This is a genomic window from Brevundimonas sp. T2-11, assembly GCF_055397675.1.
In genome coordinates this window covers 530,994-547,397 of record NZ_AP027920.1, presented here as the reverse complement: position 1 = coordinate 547,397, position 16,404 = coordinate 530,994, and the positions used below count along the sequence as shown (strand labels likewise).

Below are 16,404 nucleotides of genomic sequence, written 5' to 3'. Positions count from 1 at the left end.
AACGCCTTCAAGAGACGCTTTCTGCCTCACCGCTCTCTCCCCGCCGTCCCCACCGCTTTCGCGATCGGCGACAGCAAATACTCGATCACACGCCGGCGCCCCGTGACGATCTCCACGGTCGCGGCCATTCCCGGTTGCAGCACGGCTTTTTCCCCCACACCCATCCTGAGTTGCGTTTTCGTCAGGCGGATACGCGCAGGGAACACCAGTCCGCGAGCCTCGTCCACCGTGGCGTCAGGCGATATATGCTCCACCCTTCCCCGCAGGCTTCCGTAGCGCGTGAAGGGATAGGCCTCGAGCTTGACGATCACGGGCGCGCCGGGGCGGACAAAGCCCACGTCGCGGTTGAGGATCAGGGCCTCGACGATCAGATCCTCGCCGTCCGGGACGATGGTGATCAGGGCCTGGCCTGCATCCGCGACCTCGCCCAGAGTGGTCACCGAGACCTCGTTCACCACGCCCGACACCGGCGCAACCAGCTGTTGCAGCGACTGGCGCTGATCGGCCTTGGTCAGGCCCTCGGTGCGGGTGGCGACCACGGCCTCGGCCTCGGCCTTCTCGCGCGCCGCCTCGCCGCGGAAGGCCTCGCGGGCCTGGGCCTGTTCGCGATCGATCATGGCGACCTGCGACCGGGCCTCGGACAGGCGGTGGCGCTCGGCGGCCAGTTCGCGGCTGAGACCGATGTAGCGCTCCTCCTGCTCCAGCACCCGCAGACGCGGGGCCAGGCCCTGACGCTCCAGATCCTGACGGGCGGTCAGCTGCTGACGCGCCAGCGGCAGGGTCTCTTCATAACGGCCCACGTTCTCGGCCGAGGTGCCGGCCGCCGACAGGGCCCCGGCGCGACGGGCGCCCAGCGCCGCCAGATTGGCCTGATGCTCACGAATGCGGGCCTCGACCACCTGGCGCTCGGCGGCGGCGGCCTCTGCGCTCGATCCCTCCGGAGCAATGAAGACGACCCGGCCCATCGCCAGCCAGTTCAGGACCGCGTCGGCTCGCGCCCGCGTCAGGCGGGCCGTGGCCAGTTCCGACCGCGCCGTATCGGCGTCGGCCGTCGCAAAGGTGGGGTCCAGCTCGATCAAGGGCTGACCGGCGCGGACATGCTCGCCCTCGCGGACGTCAATGGCGCGGATCACCCCGGCCTCAGCCGCCTCGACCGAGCGCAGCCGCCCCGTCGGAACCAGACGCCCCTCGCCGACCGCCACGACGTCCACATGACTGAAGATCGACCACAGCAGGGCCGTCACGGCGGCGGCGATGATGGTCCACAGGATGCCGCGCCCGATCGGCGACGGCGGGGTCTCGGCGATCTCCAGGGCTGCGGGCAGGAACTCCTTGTCCCGCCATTCCTTGACGCCCGCCTTGCGGCGTCTGTTCTCGGCCGCCCAGGCTTCCTTCAGCACGGACCAGTGTCGCGACAGGCTCATGCCGGCTCTCCCATGGGATCGCCATGCATCTGGGTGCGCCACAGCTGGGCGTAGCGGCCATTGGACGCCATCAGGCTGTCGTGCGTGCCGACCTCGGTGATCGCCCCGTTCTCCATGGTGATGATGCGGTCGGCCATGCGGATGGCGGAGAGGCGGTGGGCGATGATCATCACCGTCCGCCCCCTGGCGATGGCGCGCATGTTGCGGTGGATGATGGCCTCGGATTCCGCGTCCAGCGCCGAGGTCGCCTCGTCCAGGATCAGGATGCGGGGATTGGTGACAAGGGCGCGGGCGATGGCGACGCGCTGGCGCTGACCGCCGGACAGGTTGCCCCCCCGTTCCTCGATCTGGGTGTCATAGGCCTCGGACAGTTCCAGGATGAAGTCGTGCGCCCCCGCCAGGGTCGCCGCCGCCATGACGCGCTCGGTCGACATGCCGGGATCCGCCAGGGCGATGTTGTCGCGCACCGAGCGGTTGAACAGCAGGTTCTCCTGCAGCACCACGCCGACCTGACGCCTCAGCCAGGCCGGATCCACCAGAGACAGGTCGGTGCCGTCCACCATCACCCGCCCGCTTTCCGGCACATAGAGGCGCTGGACCAGCTTGGTCAGGGTGGACTTGCCCGAGCCGGACGGCCCGACGATGCCCAGGACCTCGCCCGGCTTCACCTCCAGCGACACCCGGCGCAGCACCTCGCGCCCGCCTGGCTTGTAGCGGAAGGTCACGTCGTCAAAGGCGACCGCGCCCTTGATCGGCGGCAGGGCTGATCGGGTCGCAGAGAACTGCGTCTCGGTCGGAGCGTTCAGCACGTCGCCCAGACGATCGACGCCGACCCGCGCCTCCTGGAACTGCTGCCACAGGCCCGCCAGACGCAGCACCGGCTCGGCCACCCGTCCCGCCAGCATGTTGAAGGCGACCAGTTCGCCCACGGTCAGATCCCCGCCGATGACCAGCCTGGCGCCGACATAGAGGATGAGGGCCGTGGAGACCTTGCTGACCAGCTGAATGGCCTGTCCGCCCCAGATGTTCAGCTTGGCCGCCTTGAAGCCCGCCTTGACGTAGGCGGCCAGCAGCCGCTCCCAGCGGTTCTGCATCTGGGGCTCGACCGCCGCCGCCTTCAACGTCTGCACGCCAGTGACGCTCTCGACCAGGAAGGCCTGGCTCTCGGCGCCCCGCTGGAAGCGCTCCTCGATCCGCCGGCGCAAGGGCGGCGTGATGATGAAGCAGATGATGGCGTAAAGAAGGATGGTGCCCGCCACGATGGCGAACAGGAAGGGCGAGTAGAACCACATCACCACCAGGAAGATGACGGTGAACAGCAGGTCCACGAACAGGGTCACCGACGAGGAGGTCAGGAACTCCCGGATCGTCTCCAGTTCGCGCACCCGGGCGATGGTGTCGCCGACGCGCCGGGATTCGAAATAGGCCAGCGGCAGGTTGAGCAGGTGACGATAGAGCTTGGCGCCCAGTTCGACATCGACCCGGCTGGTCGTATGGGAAAAGACATAGGCGCGCAGGCCGCCGAGGAAGCTCTCGAACACCACCACCGTGATCAGGCCAATGGCCAGGACGTCCAGTGTCGTCAGACCCTGATGGACCAGCACCTTGTCGATGACGACCTGGAAGATCATCGGCGTCGCCAGGGCGAAGAGCTGCAAAGCCAACGACGCGGCCAAGACATCGCCCAGCATCCAGCGGTACTTGACCAGGGCCGGTATGAACCAGGTGACGTCGAACCTGGTCTGGGCCGCGACCGACAGGCGGGTCGTGACGAGAATGGCGCGACCGGACCAGACCTGCTCGAACTCAACGAGAGACAGGGCCGTCGGCGCTGCACCCGGACGTTGTATCAAAACCTGCTCGTCGCGGATCGCGCCGATAATGAAATAGTCGCCTGACCGGTCCTTGCCGATCGCTGGCAGGGGCGCGCGTTCCAGACCTTCAAGGTCGAGCGCGACCGCCCGCGCCTTCGCCTCCATGCGCTTGGCCAGAAGGACAAGATCGCCATCATCTGCAGGACTGCCATGGCCCAGAGCATGTCGCAGCTGGGCCTGGTCGGATGGAATCTGATGAAAGGCCAGCAGGGTCGTCAGGCACGCCAGGCCGCTGTCAGCAGCAAGCGTTTCGCCTGCCTGTTCACTCGCCGCACTCAAACTGACGTACCCCCGCTACTCGCGCATGGCGGGTATCCAACTCTCAATGCGACTGCAAGTGAAATAACTGCGAAAGGCGGGTTAACGCCTTGCTCTTTGGTGCTGTGGCTCCGAACAGCTGCACGCAACGCTCATCTTGAGCTAGCCGCCGACAGGCGAACGCCGCCCATAGCCACCCGCGCGGGCGCGCGGCGGGCTTCCTCGCGCGCCTCTTCAGTCGTCAGGATTTCGCTGGTCGCCTGCGTCAGCATCCGCCTCGCGCCGCCGATCGTCCTGTATCGCACGATGTAGGTTTTCCGACCTTGCGGAGAAACCCGCACGCCGAAACCCTTCAACTCGATATCCCACGCCAAATACCGCTCTTGGTCCGCCACCAGGGCATCCACGTTTGGTCAGTTTCATGGTCACCATATGGTCACCGGACATTTCGCCTCCGTCCCGCCACAGCGGGTTTTGAGCGCCCATTCTGGTCACCACATAGTCACCAGTCGCGAGCAAATCGGAGGATAAAGTGGTAACTACCAGTAACCATCTTTCGTCCACAAAATGTCTAACATTCAGGCACTTGGGTAACGAAAGGCAACACCGGTAAACCCTAGGGTTCGAGCTCGATATTCCAGATCGCGTTACAAAAAACGAGACAGTCGAGGAGCTGGCTCAATCGCCGCCAGATGATCCGCCCAAATCTCAAGAGCCTGACGCTTCTCTGGCAAATAGGTGTGACGGTCATAGATGCTTGTGGCCGCCGCTCCCTCCCGAGCAGTATGTCCAAGCAGCATGCCGACCACGAGCCGGCTCACGCCGTAGCGCCCCACGAGCGTGGTTGCGCCTGAACGTCGAACGTCATGTGGCGAGCCGGCGCCCAACTCATAGCGACTGCACATGCGCGCAAATGCTCGCGTTATAGCGTGCGCATCGAGATGATCTTTCTTCCCTTTGAGGGCCGGAAAGACATAGACGCTGTCAGGATGGAGCGCCTTCGCCTGCGCCAGAATCTCCAGCATCCTGTCGGTGAGCGGCACCACGTGGAGGTGTTTCGCCTTGGCGCGATCACCCGGGATGGTCCAATGGCGCGCCGTCATATCAAACTCCGCCCACCGCGCTCCTGCGACTTCTGACCTGCGCGTCAGGGTCAACATAAGCAATCTGATAGCCAAGCCCATGGCAGGCGCCAGACGCGCATGACTCTCATCGATCTTCACGTCGCAGGATCGCCGCGAAGCGGTCGACGCCGCATTCCAGATCACCGCCAAGGCGGCGTCGCCAAACATGCGATCACGCGACGTCAGAGCCAACGGTCGCGCCAGCCCGATGGCGGGGTTCGCGTCCAGGCGATCCTCGTGAACGGCGAAGCCGAGTACCGCCTGCACCACCGCGCCGACAGACGCGATGCTTGCGGGAGCCAGGCCGCTGTCCGTCGCCAACTCCCGCATGAAAATCTTGATGTCCGCCCGCTTGAGCTCCTCGAACCTCCGTTGACCGAGCTTGGGCGCAATATGATTACGCCACCACAGACGCTCGGTCTCGATCGTGGAGGCCCGCTTAGGACGCTTACGTCCCCCATGAAGGCCGATCTTCGCCGCCTTCCAATAGCTCTCCGCCAATTCGGAAAACGTATCGCCATTCCGCGCCCGCTCCCGCTCAGCCAGGCGCTCGGCAGCCGGATCAACTCCGCTCGTGACCTGGACGCCAAGCAATGCCGCCTTAACGCGAGCCTCCGCGAGGGACAGGCCTGGATAGGTTCCAAGCTTATGCCTTCGTCTCGAACCGTTCAGCGCGACATAGCGGTATTCAAATTGCTTGGCCCCTGTCGGGAACACACGAACACAAAGACCACGGCTCTTGTCGATCCCAACTTCGAAAGGCTTGGTCCCCGGCTTGAGGGTTGAGATCTGTCTGTCCGTAGTGATTCGCACAAAGCTCATTTCACCCTCCCTGTTCAGCTTCAACCGACCTGCTCTCTCTTTAGCCCCCCTGCGGCTTAGTGGGGCAGTAGTGGGGCAAACGACGCGAAACAATCTAAAACCGCTTGAAACAGAATTTCACAAAAAATACGATATAATCCAACAAATAAGCATCGAATGCGAACAACACGCCACTACAGGAAAACAGCGGAAAACCTCATTTGACTACGTTGACATCGTAGGGGTCACAGGTTCAATCCCTGTCGCGTCCACCATTCTTTCCCAAGACCTAAGGCCTAATAAAATTCTCCTTGGGAAGGCGTGCCCATGCTTGGCCCATGGAACGTCATTTGCGGTGAGTATCGCGCCCAGACGCCGCATATCGTGCGCAACGGTCACCGCCTACAAACGGACTCGCCCCAACCAAGGGTCTCCGCCACACCGGTTGCGCGAGATCACCGATCCAGTAGCGCATGGCATCCTGGTAAAAGACGAGACCGGGCCGATAGTCGGCGAGGCAGCGCTCCATCAAAGCCCCCCTTGTGACGCCCGCTGAATGCACCCTCCGCGCCCCCAGGGACGAAAAACCCCGGCAAACCGAAGACCTGCCCGGGGCGGCGGGCTAGGCTGTGATTAAGCCTTCAAGCGGCTTCGCGAAGCAGCGTTTCCGCCTGTGCCAGAACCGTCTGAACAGCCAAGTCCGACAGATCCGGCGGGTAACCAAACTCACGCAGGATGCGCTTCACCACCCGGCGCATGTTCGCCCGCGCGCTCTCACGGTGATGCCAATCGACGGTGACGTTACTGCGCAGGTCGTCCACGAGCCGGGTGGCGATGATCCGGAGTTGATCGCTCCCTAGCACCTCGACCGCGCGCTCGTGTTCGGCGAGGGCGTCGTAGAAGGCCAATTCCTCGGCCGACAGACCGCTCTCCTCGCCACGTGCGTGAGCGGCCTTGAGGTCCCTGGCCATCCCGATCAGTTCCTGGATCATCTCCAGCGCCGAGATCGCCCCGGCATGATAGCGCGCCACCGCCTCCTCGAGCCGCTGCGAGAAGGCTCGGCTCTCGACGACATTGGTCCGTTCACGGCTCTTGATCTCACCGGCCAAGAGCTTCTTGAGCGCCTCCAGCGCCAGATTCTTCTTCTCCATCCCCGCGACTTCCAAGAGAAACTCGTCGGAAAGGATGGAGATGTCCGGCGACTGCATCCCCGCCGCCTGGAGGATATCGACGATTTCGGCGGACGCGACGGCGCGGTCGATCAGCTGATGCACAGCAAGCTGCTTGTCCGCCGCGCTTAGCTTGCCAGTCGCGGTGCTCTTGATCATGCAGGCGCGGATCGCCTGAAAGAAGCCGATCTCATCCTTGATTTCGCGGGCGGGATCGCTTGCCGCCGCCAGGGCGTAGGCTTTGCCCAACTCCAGCACGAGATCCTGAAAACGACGATGGGCGCGCTTCTTGTCCTCCGGCACCTTGGCCTTGGCCGCTGCTGACTCCCCCCACTTCAGCGCCCAATCATAGGCGCCAGCAAGGCACTTCAGACGCTCTTGCGGAGACCCCGAAATACCCGGCTGGTAGTCGAAGCCGTGGAAGATTTCGCGGACGATCTCATACCGCTCGAGGAGCGCTGCGACGGCCGCCTCTTCGTCGATACCGGTTTTATCCCGGTCGGACTGAGTGTATTGGCCCAGCGCTGCCTTCAGGTTTTGAGCGATGCCGATGTAGTCGACGACGAGACCGCCGGGCTTGTCGCGGAACACGCGGTTCACCCTCGCGATCGCCTGCATCAATCCATGTCCACGCATAGGCTTGTCGACATACATCGTCGCCATGCAGGGAGCGTCGAATCCGGTCAGCCACATGTCCCGGACGAGGACCAGTTTTAGCGGATCATTCGGGTCCCGAGCGCGCTTTGCGAGATCGTCGCGGCGCTTCTTGTTTCCGATATGCTTTTGCCACCCGATCGGATCCGAGGCCGCCCCGGTCATCACGATCTTGATGGCGCCTTCGGTGTCGCTGTCTGAATGCCAGGTTGGCCTGAGGGCGATGATCTCGTCATAGAGATCGATACAGATGCGCCGGCTCATGCACACCGCCATAGCCTTGCCGGCCATCGCCTCGGTGCGCGCCTCCAGGTGTTGCACCAGGTCGGCGGCGATCTGCTTCAAGCGCACGCGCGAGCCGACCAGAGCCTCGACGGTCGACCACTTGGCCTTGGCCTTCTCAGCTTCGGTCAGAGTTTCGTCCTCGACCAGCGCCTCGATCTCGGCGTCGATCTTGGGCTTCTCGTCATCATCCAGTTCGATGCGCGCCAACCGGCTCTCGTAGTAGATCGGAACGGTCGCCCCGTCCTCGACCGCACGGCTGATGTCGTAGATGTCGATGTACTCGCCAAACACCGCCGGGGTGTTCACGTCGCCCGCCTCGATCGGCGTTCCCGTGAAGCCGATGAAGGACGCGTTCGGCAAGGCTTGGCGGACATAGTGGGCGTAGCCATAGCGTCGCTCGCCAGTGTCTCGGTTCAGCTTAGCGTCAAAGCCATATTGGCTCCGGTGGGCCTCGTCGGCCATGACTATGACGTTGCGTCGATCGGTCAGCTCAGGGAACCGATCCTCTCCCTTCTCGGGTGCGAACTTCTGAAGGGTGGTGAAAATGACACCCGCGGAGTTGCGAGCCAGAAGCCGCTTCAGGTCGTCTCGGCTTTCCGCCTGCTCGGGCGTTTGTCGGATCAGTTCCTGGCACAGACCGAAGGTCGAGAAGAGCTGGTCGTCCAGGTCGTTTCGATCGGTCAGGATGACGAGCGTCGGATTCTCCAGCTCCGGCGCCTTGACGGTCAGGCCGGCGAAGAAGGCCATAAGCAGACTCTTGCCCGAGCCCTGCGTATGCCAGACCACACCGATCTTGCGGTCGCCGCTCGGTCGGGTTGCGTCCACCGCTTCGGCGATCGCCTTTCGCGCGCCGTGGAACTGGTGATAGCCGCCGATGATCTTGAACGGCCCCTTGTCGCCGTCGCCGAAGACGGTGAAGTCCCGGATCAGAGCCAAGAACCGCTCGCGGTCAAACACACCGCGCAGCAAGGTGTCCAACTCGGGCGAGCCCTTGTGGGTGAAGTCATTGTCCTCGCCCGTCACTGTCCGCCAAGGCATGAACCGCTCGAAATCGGCCGTCAGAGATCCGATCCGCGCCTCCATCCCGTCCGAGGCGACCAGCACCGCATTGGTCCTGAACAGGCTGGGGATTTGGGTCTTGTAGGTTTGGAGCTGATTGAAGGCGCCCGTCAGGGTCGCGTTCTCGTCGCCGGGGTTCTTCAGCTCCAGCACCGCCAGCGGCAGGCCGTTGACGAACAGCACCACGTCCGGCCTGCGGCTCTGCCCCGCTTCGACCACCGTGAACTGGTTTACAACGGCCCAGTCATTCACATCGGGATCGGTGAAGTCGATCAGCCAAAGCTTGTCCGACACGATGGCGCCCGCGTCGTTGCGATACTGGACCGAGACGCCCTCGGTCAGCATGCGATGGATGCGCTCGATGGCAGGCCGCCCAGGCGCGCTGCTGGCCGACGACATGGGTCTGGGAAAGACCCTACAGGCCATCGCATTCATGGCTTGGCTACAAGAAGAAGCAGTCGCCGGGCGTCACCCATCGGCTCCGCTACTGATCGTCGCGCCGACAGGTCTGTTGGGAAACTGGCAAAGTGAAATCCAGAAGCATCTGACGGATCCTTGGCTTGGACCTATGGCCCGAGCATTCGGTGGTGATCTGAGGAAGCTGCGCGAAGAATCGGGTTTGCCAGGTCGCGACATCGATACCGGTCGCGCCGCACTCTACAGTGGGGCTTGGCGACAGGCCGGCATAGTTCTGACGACATACGAAACTCTGCGGGACTACCACTTCAGCTTCGCGCGCACCCGCTTCGGCATCATCATCTACGATGAGATCCAGAAGCTGAAAAATCCCGCCAGTCAGATGACGCGTGCCGCCAAGACGCTGAACGCCGCATTTGTGCTCGGCATGACCGGAACACCCGTCGAGAACCGCCTCCAGGACCTTTGGTCGCTTATGGATGTGGTCGCTCCAGGTCTGCTCGGATCCAGTCGAGAGTTTGAGAAGCGCTACCCCCCGGACAATTGTGCGGCCCTCGGCGAGTTGAAGTCGCTGTTGATGAACGGAGATGACGCCAAGCCGCCGTTCATGATCCGGCGTCTTAAATCGGAAGCTCTTGAGGGGCTCCCTAAGAAAACGATACAGCCCTATCCCGTTGAAATGCCCGAGCCGCAGGCTCGGGCCTACAAGGACGTCGTCGTTCGGGCAGCCGCTGCCGCTGCGTCCGGCTCCCTCGGTAAGGGAGGCATGCTGACCTTTCTGGCGGCGATGCGTGGGACCTCACTCCACCCCCGAGGGCCTCAGGAGCCTGTTGGAGATCTAACGAAATTCGCCGCCGAATCCGCCCGCATCCAAAGCACGTTCAAGGTGCTCGACGAAGCTCAGCTCAAGAACGAAAAAGTGCTGGTGTTTGTCGAAGACCTGGCGATGCAAGATCGCTACGCCGAGGTTGTCCAGGCCCGGTACCCTCATAATCGGCCGAGGTCTGACTGCGCTCTATGAGGACCGGTGGCAGTGTTCTGTCAGCTATGCACCGCCATCCTAGCCGACGCGAAGCACTCGCTCTGGCAGTTAGCTTGGCGCAACTAGCGCCCCGCCCTCTTCACACGGATATGGTGCGACGGAAACGGCAACTCGTTGAGCGGGCTAGGCCCCTTGGCGTGTTCGAGAAGCGTACCCCACGTCATGAGGGCGCCGGCGCTCCGTGCGCAAGCTGCATTCTCATTCGAACTCGCGTCGCCTGAAAGCTGCGACGGCTTCGGCGAAGGCGCGCGTCGGCGGAAGCGCCTTCAGATGGAAGACGGGGCGCCGGCCCTTGCCCTGCGGGCGAGGCTGAGCGACATAGCGGAAGGCTGCAAGCTTCAACCAGATGAGGATTTGAAGTCGTGGAACAGGTGGCGATGCTGACCGAACGAGAGCGTCAGTGCCTGCGCCTGGTTCACTCGCACTTCAATTCCAAGCAGATCGCGCGCGAGCTCGGCATCAAGCCCGGGACGGTTGACCGCCACTGCGAGAACGCCGCCCGCAAGCTGAACGTCGAGAGCCGCGTCGCGGCCGCACTGGCGCTGGCGGCGCAGGAAAGCATTCCGAACGAGTCCCAATCCGAAAGGATCGGAATGGCGCATGATCCGGCGATCGCGCTGGATCGGGGGGCCGAAAGGACACCCCATGATGCAAATGGACGATACCCTGCCGCAGATCAGCTGGCGCGAAATGGAGACCATTCTCCAGGGCATGGCGACCACCGACGTCAAACGCCGGATGGTGCACCACCTGATCGAGGGAACGCGCAAGCAGGCCGCGTTCCTGACGGCTGGGGGCGTAGTGACGGAACTGGTCTACATCGCAGCCGCCATGCTGGACGCGACCTTCTGTCCGACAACATTGGAAACGGGCGTCTCGGAAGCCTCCTTATCGTCTTCGGCGTCGCCGCCGCTGCCGTCTGGATCGTGACAACCCTGGCCGGCGCCGAACAGTTCGCCTTCCTGCTGCAAGAGTTGCGGTACGGCGGCTGAGGGCGCGCAGGCCCTACCCAGGAAGCGACCCCATGAAAAGAACTGAACAAGCGGCCCTCATCGCCGCGCGGATCCAGCATGCCCTGCAACGCGCCGAAGACGGCCACGACCAGTCGATCGAACGTCTGGCGAAGCTGGCCCAGGCGCTGACGCGCGGGCGCAAGGACGCCGGGCTTTCCTCCACCGTCGGCCAGCCTGTCTTCGACGCCCTGGCGCGCTCCATGGCGGCGCAGATCGCCGCCCAGAAGGCCATGGTGGAGCTTCACGAGGCCCTGGCCGAGGTCAAGGACACCACCCGGTTCCGGGGCATCCGAATGGCCGGCCTGGACAAGTCCGATCATCCGGTGCCGCGTGAGACGCGCCTGACCCTGGTTGAACGCGCCGGCTGAATCATGGATGGGTGACGTGGTCTCGCCATGTCACCCATTTACGCTTTCACCGTCGCGCTGCTCCTCCTGGCAGGGCTCCTGGCCCTTGTCCGCGGAGGCGTGTGGGAGAAGTCCACCGCAGCCCTGCTGTTCGCGACCCTGGTCGTGTCAGCCCTGACCCCGTTCGATTTCAAGACCCCGCCCTGGCCGGCCATCGCGGCGGACGCCTGCGTCTTTCTGTTTCTGCTCTATGGATGCTTGCGGTCGCGCCGCATCTGGCTTCCCGTCGCCGCCGCCTTCCAATTCCTGATCCTGGCGACCCACTACGCCTTCATCCACCGACTGGACCTCGACAACTGGGCCTATATTTCGGCCTACTACGTCTGGAATATCGGCGTGATCGGCACGCTTTGTGCTGCTAGCCTTCTTGCTCGCAGAAAGGCTAGGCTGTAGCCAGCCCCCACGCTCCAAAGGAAGACGATGGACACTCAGCGGAACACGCGTAATCCGATCGACGCAGAAGTCGGCGCGCGCCTGAAGGAACTGCGCGTGCAGAACCGCATGACCCAGGTGGATCTGGCGACGGCGCTCGGCGTGACGTTCCAGCAGGTGCAGAAGTACGAAAAGGGTCAGAACCGCGTCGCGGCCTCGACCCTGGCCAAGGCCGCCGCCGCCCTGAACTGCAAGATCGCCGACTTCTATCAGCAGGACGAGCCGACCGCGATGGAGCCCGCGGATGCGCTCAATGAACTGTCCGACCTGTACGGACGCATGGCCGCCCGCCAGCGCGAAGCCTTGCTGACCACCGCGCGCGCCCTGGTCGAAATCCGCCGCTAGGTCTCGCGAGCGATCGGCGCCGCGTCGTCAGAAGACCACCGGAATCCTGAGCACGAAACGCATGTCGGGCGCGTCTTCCGTGACCCCGAACTCGAAATTGCCGTTCAGGGCGAAGCGGTCCGTGACGCGGTAGGACAGGCCGAAGGTCAGGGCGCCGACCTGAAGCTCGTCAGACTTCTCGACGATGTCGTTCAGCTCGGTGGTCGTGGGCCGGATGTAGTTGTGCTTGTAGCCCAGAGAATATGAAAAGCGCGGATTGAGGGAAAAGGCGAAACCGATCCCCAAGCCGATAGAGTCGCCCGGATCGACCCGACCGACCAGGATGTCGCCCTCCTGACGATCAATGTCCTTCGGCAGATGGGCGAAGTAGCTCAGGCTGGCGAAGATGACCGCCGGATCGCTGGGATAGAGCATGCTGATGCTCGGCTCGACGCCCCAGAACCCCGACCCCGTGGCGAGACGACTGGCGACGCCGAACTCGTCCCGAGGAATGTCGAACGGGCCTTCGCCCGTGTCGCTCTTGGCCCGCAACCCCGCCACGAAGATGGGGCGGCCCTTTTCTCCGCCGTTGATCTGATAGCGGACGCCCGCTTCGACATCCCCGATGCCGTCGCCCTCCAGATCGATCGTGCGGGTCACCGCCTCGTCACGCTGCTGGACCGTGGTGATGGTGTCGCGCCGCCTCAGATAGGGAATACGCGCATCCACTTCGATCCGATCAGTGACGCCATAGCGTCCCGCGATCGTGGCGCCGAAGGTGTCGCGATCCGCCTCGCTGGCCTCGATGACGCCGATCTGCAGACCCGGGACGATCTCGATCCCACGGAAGACCAGTCGATTGGCGGAGGACCGCGTATACTCGGCCGAGATGTCGAAGCTGGCGCGCCCCTGCGGACTGAGCACGGCCACCTCTTCGGGCACGGCGGCCAGTTGCAGACGTCGCTCGTTCAGGCTCGGCGGCGGGGGCTGTTCTATAGGCGATCGTGTCGCGCCCGGATCCTGACCGGCCCGCCAGGCCGCCAGCGCGTCAGGACCGAGGGGCGTCATCCCGGGAGCCCCCTCCCCGCCGGCCGACACCGCCGCCATCTCCGACGGTCCGTCAGCCAACCGCCAGCGCTCGTCGATACGACGCGACTGCGCCTCCAGCAATTCCGACTGGCGCGCCAGCAGGGCTTCCTGCTCGCTCAGGCGACGACTCTGCTCGGCCACCAGGGCTTCCAGACGCGCCAGGCGCGCCTCGGGCGTTTCTTCCTGCGCATGGGCCGATCGTTCGGGCGCGCAAACCAGAACAAATGCAAGCGAAGATACGCTCAGAAGATGAACGGCCTTGCGGAAATACATGCCACCCTCCACCAGAACCGATAGATACAAACACGTATTTTCGACTTCCACATTGCTTAATGATAGGAAATCGACACGCTTTTCTAAGCTGACAACTTCATTCAACCTTGTTCATCGGCATTCGACCGCCCTGATAGTCACATATGAACTGCAGGCGAACGATGTCGAGCAGATGGACCCAGCCGCGCTTCATCTCGATCAGGCGTTCACGCCTCATGTGCTGAAGCGTGCGGTTGAGATGCACGATGCTCAGCCCGAGGGCGTCGGAGAGCACCTCCTGGGTCAGGGGCATGGGCAGGCGCTCGCCATCCGCCAGACCCGCGATCCGGCACCGCTGACGCCATTCCAGAAGAAAATGAGCCGTCCGCTCATGGGCGGACTGACGCCCCAGCCGCACGATGTGGTCCAGCAGGCAAGCTTCCTCATAACGGCGCACCGCCGCCAGGGCGCGCTGCAATCCCGCGTGGCGCTCATCCTGAACCGCCAGGATCTCGCGCAGCATCAGCGCGTCCACGCATTCGACCCGGGTCACCGCCACCGTGGACATTTCGTCCAGAGGCCGGGGCTTGAGGCCGATGCCGATGGCGTCGCCCGCCATCAGGAAGCCGAAGATCTGGCGCCGTCCATCAGGCAGGGAATGCTGTCGACAGGCCCAACCGCTGACAATCAGGCGCGGCGACGCCGCCTCTCCTTCTCGCGCGAACTCCGCGCCGGCCGGGATGGTCTCGCGATAGAGGCAGAGCTTTCTTATGAGGTTCCGTTCGTCTTCGGTCAGGGAGGTGATGGCGCTCAGAACCTTCAGCGCCGCCACTTCCGCCGCAGGTCGCAAGGGTCGTCGCTGCGTCGCCCGCGTCGGCGTCGCGACACGCTGCAGCCGACGCGCGGCTTCATACTCGCCTGCGTAGATAAGGCCCGTATGCATTCTCACCCCTCCCCGGGCCCAAACGCACTATGTTAACGAATGGTAAAATGAACCAGGTCGCAAGCAGTTCCAGATAACGACGATTTCCCGTCAAGAAACTTGAGCATTCGATCAGGACCCCGGACCGCGGATACTGGACCAATCCATATCCTGCGAAATCTGTTCACCGAGCCGGGTCATGACGAAATCCCGCTGCATCGCCTCCAGGTTCGGCAATGTCAGCATGAGCTGCATGTCCTGACGAATGTCGCGATTGTCAGCGGCGTTGATCACCAGATTCTGCAACTGACCGTTCATGACGTTGTGAACCAGGGCCGTCGTCCCGCTGGCGTCATTCAGCACCAGACCCTCGGCGCCCGCCGGCAGGCCTGACAGGTCAAGCCCGCCGATCTGTCCGGCCGTCAGGGGAATCCATCCCGGCAGGGCGCCGGCGGCCTGTTCGGTCACCGGCCCTTGCGGCGTCCAGGTCAGCCGCGTCTCCAGCGCCAGCTCGCCGTCGACGAAGGTGCGAACCACAGCCCCGAAGTCGAAGACCACGCCGCCCGCGGTCAGATAGCCGCCACGTGTTTCGGCCAATTCATCATCGCTCATCGGCGCCCCATAAGACGCCCTGACCGGCGTCTCGGCGCGAACCTGGGGCGCCTGAGCCAACAGCCAGGCTGCAGCGCAAACCCCTATCTGGAACGAGCGACTGCGAAACATCATCATCACCGCAGGTATGGATCCAGCGAGAAGGTGGTCGTGATCTGGTACAGAGGCGGCAATTCCCGCGTCATGGCCGCCAGGGAATCCGTCGGCAGGGCGCGATCCATCGGCGCCGTGGCGAACGGCCGCCACTCATCAGCGACATTGAAGCGATCCGCCGAGTCCCGGATCATGAAGGCGATGCCGTTCCACATCGCGGCGAATTCCGCCTCGCCATAGGTCTTCAGACCGAGCGCCGGGTCGCCGACCAGCACTCGACCGCCGCTGACGCCCTTCAACACCACGAAGTGCCGGTAGCCTTGCTGGTTGATCACGACGATGGCGGGCGCCCGCGCCTCCTCGAGGGCGGTCAGGCTCATGCGAAAACCGTCGGACTGAAAGCCGTGGGTTTCGAGATAGCGTTTCATGTCCAGCAGGGAAAAGCCGACCCGCTGAATCGCTTCGCGATCCCCATTTTCATACATGGAGACGAAGACGTCGCGTTCCTGGACATCCCGACCATAGTGATAGCGCAGCAGAGTCGCCAAGGCGGCCGAGCCGCAGCTGTAATCATACTCCTGACGAACGACCGTCCTGAAGGGAATGTCGCGATAGCTGACGACCTGCACGGAATAGGCCGCGCCGCCCTGATTGATCATGACCTCGGCCGCAGCCGCCCCCCCGCTCGCGACCACCGTCGCGACGATCATGGCCATGCAGGACAGGCGGCTCTGGTTCATGGGGTCACGATCATGATGCTGAGCGAGCCCTGCAGATTGTTGTTGTGCCCGGTGTTGATCACGAAGTTGCCGATCCCGGCGAACCCGGCGAATGCGCCTTCCGTCAGGGCGATGTCGCCCGAACCCACCTGCCCCGCCGTAATGCTGTTGCCCGAGTTGACGGCGTTTAGAGCCTGGGTGGAGTCGGCGTGGATATAGACGCCCTGCCGACCGTGCTCCTCGCTCAATTCCTCGAGGCTGAGCGCGACCGGCGCAGCCTTGATCGCCGTCCGATCCGGCGAAAGGGCGGCCCCTGCGACAACGACGGTCGGCGCCGTCGTCGGCACGGCCTGACCCGCAGCCGCGCCCGCCAGAAATATGACCGGCGCGCTGATCGCGGCGACACAGCCCAGATACCGCAACATGGCTTTCCT

15 protein-coding genes, 1 tRNA gene and 1 pseudogene are annotated in these 16,404 nt (G+C 63.7%); 7 read left to right on the top strand and 10 right to left on the bottom strand.

The features are described from left to right. Positions 1-26: 26 nt before the first annotated feature. From ACZ5XO_RS02695 to ACZ5XO_RS02680, 4 genes are all read right to left on the bottom strand, one after another. Positions 27-1,424: an HlyD family type I secretion periplasmic adaptor subunit gene (locus ACZ5XO_RS02695; protein ID WP_464163789.1), complete on the bottom strand. Its 1,398-nt coding sequence runs from the start codon at positions 1,422-1,424 to the stop codon at positions 27-29. Continuing rightward, entirely contained in the window at positions 1,421-3,577 is a 2,157-nt protein-coding gene (locus tag ACZ5XO_RS02690) for a type I secretion system permease/ATPase (RefSeq protein ID WP_464163788.1), read from the bottom strand. Before ACZ5XO_RS02690 ends, ACZ5XO_RS02695 begins: the two co-directional genes overlap by 4 nt. Before the next feature lie 131 nt (positions 3,578-3,708). Then, on the bottom strand, positions 3,709-3,951 hold the full coding sequence (locus tag ACZ5XO_RS02685) for an integrase arm-type DNA-binding domain-containing protein (RefSeq protein ID WP_464163787.1): 243 nt from the start codon (positions 3,949-3,951) through the stop codon (positions 3,709-3,711). 252 nt (positions 3,952-4,203) lie between these two features. Further along, positions 4,204-5,502 (bottom strand): tyrosine-type recombinase/integrase, encoded by a 1,299-nt coding sequence (locus tag ACZ5XO_RS02680; protein ID WP_464163786.1) that lies wholly within the window; start codon positions 5,500-5,502, stop codon positions 4,204-4,206. Between the two features lie 178 nt (positions 5,503-5,680). On the opposite strand from ACZ5XO_RS02680, the gene ACZ5XO_RS02675 reads away from it, so the two are divergent. Next, positions 5,681-5,756 (top strand) — tRNA-Leu (locus ACZ5XO_RS02675). A 366-nt stretch (positions 5,757-6,122) separates the two neighbouring features. Here ACZ5XO_RS02675 and ACZ5XO_RS02670 read toward each other — a convergent pair. Then, on the bottom strand, positions 6,123-8,993 hold the full coding sequence (locus ACZ5XO_RS02670) for a type I restriction endonuclease subunit R (protein ID WP_464163785.1): 2,871 nt from the start codon (positions 8,991-8,993) through the stop codon (positions 6,123-6,125). Between the two features lie 7 nt (positions 8,994-9,000). On the opposite strand from ACZ5XO_RS02670, the gene ACZ5XO_RS02665 reads away from it, so the two are divergent. The 6 genes and pseudogenes from ACZ5XO_RS02665 to ACZ5XO_RS02640 all read left to right on the top strand — a co-directional run bounded on the left by ACZ5XO_RS02665 (position 9,001) and on the right by ACZ5XO_RS02640 (position 12,304). Next, positions 9,001-10,086 (top strand): DEAD/DEAH box helicase, encoded by a 1,086-nt coding sequence (locus ACZ5XO_RS02665; protein WP_464163784.1) that lies wholly within the window; start codon positions 9,001-9,003, stop codon positions 10,084-10,086. Positions 10,087-10,484: 398 nt separating this feature from the next. Next, a pseudogene (locus ACZ5XO_RS02660) lies at positions 10,485-10,586 on the top strand (LuxR C-terminal-related transcriptional regulator); the annotation flags it as partial. 175 nt (positions 10,587-10,761) lie between these two features. Continuing rightward, a complete protein-coding gene (locus tag ACZ5XO_RS02655; protein ID WP_464164950.1) occupies positions 10,762-11,037 on the top strand; it encodes a hypothetical protein in 276 nt (91 codons plus the stop codon). A gap of 94 nt (positions 11,038-11,131) precedes the next feature. Then, positions 11,132-11,488, top strand: a complete 357-nt coding sequence (locus ACZ5XO_RS02650; protein ID WP_464163783.1) for a hypothetical protein — start codon at positions 11,132-11,134, stop codon at positions 11,486-11,488. 99 nt (positions 11,489-11,587) lie between these two features. Beyond that, positions 11,588-11,920, top strand: coding sequence for a hypothetical protein (locus tag ACZ5XO_RS02645; protein ID WP_464163782.1), 333 nt, complete (start codon positions 11,588-11,590; stop codon positions 11,918-11,920). A 27-nt stretch (positions 11,921-11,947) separates the two neighbouring features. Further along, positions 11,948-12,304, top strand: a complete 357-nt coding sequence (locus ACZ5XO_RS02640; RefSeq protein WP_464163781.1) for a helix-turn-helix domain-containing protein — start codon at positions 11,948-11,950, stop codon at positions 12,302-12,304. A gap of 27 nt (positions 12,305-12,331) precedes the next feature. On the opposite strand, the gene ACZ5XO_RS02635 is transcribed toward ACZ5XO_RS02640, so the two are convergent. From ACZ5XO_RS02635 to ACZ5XO_RS02615, 5 genes are all read right to left on the bottom strand, one after another. Then, positions 12,332-13,645 carry a transporter gene (locus ACZ5XO_RS02635; protein ID WP_464163780.1) on the bottom strand — a complete coding sequence of 438 codons (1,314 nt, stop codon included), beginning with the start codon at positions 13,643-13,645 and terminating at the stop codon, positions 12,332-12,334. A gap of 97 nt (positions 13,646-13,742) precedes the next feature. Then, the gene (locus ACZ5XO_RS02630) at positions 13,743-14,567 is read right to left on the bottom strand and encodes a Crp/Fnr family transcriptional regulator (protein ID WP_464163779.1); all 825 of its coding nucleotides are present in this window, start codon (positions 14,565-14,567) and stop codon (positions 13,743-13,745) included. Positions 14,568-14,678: 111 nt separating this feature from the next. Then, on the bottom strand, positions 14,679-15,158 hold the full coding sequence (locus ACZ5XO_RS02625) for a hypothetical protein (RefSeq protein ID WP_464163778.1): 480 nt from the start codon (positions 15,156-15,158) through the stop codon (positions 14,679-14,681). Between the two features lie 116 nt (positions 15,159-15,274). Then, positions 15,275-15,991, bottom strand: a complete 717-nt coding sequence (locus ACZ5XO_RS02620; protein WP_464163777.1) for a C39 family peptidase — start codon at positions 15,989-15,991, stop codon at positions 15,275-15,277. Next, positions 15,988-16,395 (bottom strand): hypothetical protein, encoded by a 408-nt coding sequence (locus tag ACZ5XO_RS02615; protein ID WP_464163776.1) that lies wholly within the window; start codon positions 16,393-16,395, stop codon positions 15,988-15,990. Before ACZ5XO_RS02615 ends, ACZ5XO_RS02620 begins: the two co-directional genes overlap by 4 nt. Between the last annotated feature and the right edge of the window lie 9 nt (positions 16,396-16,404).